This is a genomic window from Rhodococcus sp. C3V, assembly GCF_029269915.1.
GTDB classification, from domain to species: domain Bacteria; phylum Actinomycetota; class Actinomycetes; order Mycobacteriales; family Mycobacteriaceae; genus Rhodococcus_F; species Rhodococcus_F qingshengii.
In genome coordinates, this window is the sequence record NZ_JARJBE010000056.1 from 1 (window position 1) to 1,184 (window position 1,184).

Genomic DNA, 1,184 nt, shown 5'->3' on the forward strand with positions numbered 1-1,184 from the left:
TCAGGCCTTGGGGACGCGGACGATGAGTGCGTCGCCTTGTCCGCCGCCGCCGCAGAGTGCGGCTGCGCCGATGCCGCCGCCGCGGCGTTGCAGTTCGAGGGCGAGGTGCAGGGCGATGCGGGCGCCGGACATGCCGAGGGGGTGGCCGACGGCGATGGCGCCGCCGTTGACGTTGACCTTGGCGGGGTCGAGGCCGAGTTCGCGGGTGGAGGCGATCCCGACGGCGGCGAATGCTTCGTTGATTTCGACGAGGTCGAGGTCGGTGGGGTCGATGCCTTCCTTCGCGCAGGCTTTGGCGATGGCCCGGGCGGGTTGGGACTGGAGGGTGGAGTCGGGTCCGGCGACGACGCCGTGGGCGCCGATTTCCGCGATCCAGGTCAGGCCGAGTTCTTCGGCTTTGGTTTTGCTCATCACGATCACGGCGGCGGCGCCGTCGGAGATCGGGGAGGCGGAGCCGGCGGTGATGGTGCCGTCCTTGCTGAACGCGGGACGCAGTTTGCCGAGGGATTCGGTGGTGGTGTCGGCGCGGATGCCTTCGTCCTGGGCGAAGACGATGGGCTCGCCCTTGCGTTGGGGGATGGAGACGGGGACGACTTCGTTGTCGAAGAGGCCGTCTTTCCAGGCGCGGGCCGCGTTCTGGTGTGAGGCGGCGGCGAAGGCGTCCTGCTCGGCGCGGGTGATGTGGGCGGTTTCTTGTTGGTTGACTTGTTCGGTGAGCAGGCCCATGGCCTGGTCGGTGAAGATGTCGTGGAGGCCGTCGTAGGCCATGTGGTCGCGGAGGGTGACGTCGCCGTATTTGAAGCCTTCGCGGCTTTTTTCGAGCATGTGGGGTGCGCGGGACATCGATTCCTGCCCGCCGGCGACGACGATGTCGAATTCGCCGGCGCGGATGAGTTGGTCGGCGAGGGCGATGGCGTCGATGCCGGACAGGCACACCTTGTTGATGCTCAGGGCGGGGACGTTCATGGGGATGCCGGCGGCGACGGCGGCTTGGCGGGCGGGCATCTGGCCGGCGCCGGCGGTGAGGACCTGTCCCATGATGACGTAGTCGACCTGTTCGGGTGCGACTGAGGACTTGTCGAGGGCGCCTTTGATGGCGATGCCGCCGAGGTCGGACCCGGAGAGGTCTTTCAACGATCCGAGGAGTCGACCCATCGGGGTACGAGCTCCCGCAACAATCACAG

At 67.7% G+C, this 1,184-nt stretch carries 1 protein-coding gene; it reads right to left on the reverse strand.

The genetic code is table 11. The annotated features are described in order from the left end of the window. Positions 1-1,182 carry an acetyl-CoA C-acetyltransferase gene (locus P3G66_RS31765; protein WP_087503896.1) on the reverse strand — a complete coding sequence of 394 codons (1,182 nt, stop codon included), beginning with the start codon at positions 1,180-1,182 and terminating at the stop codon, positions 1-3. Between the last annotated feature and the right edge of the window lie 2 nt (positions 1,183-1,184).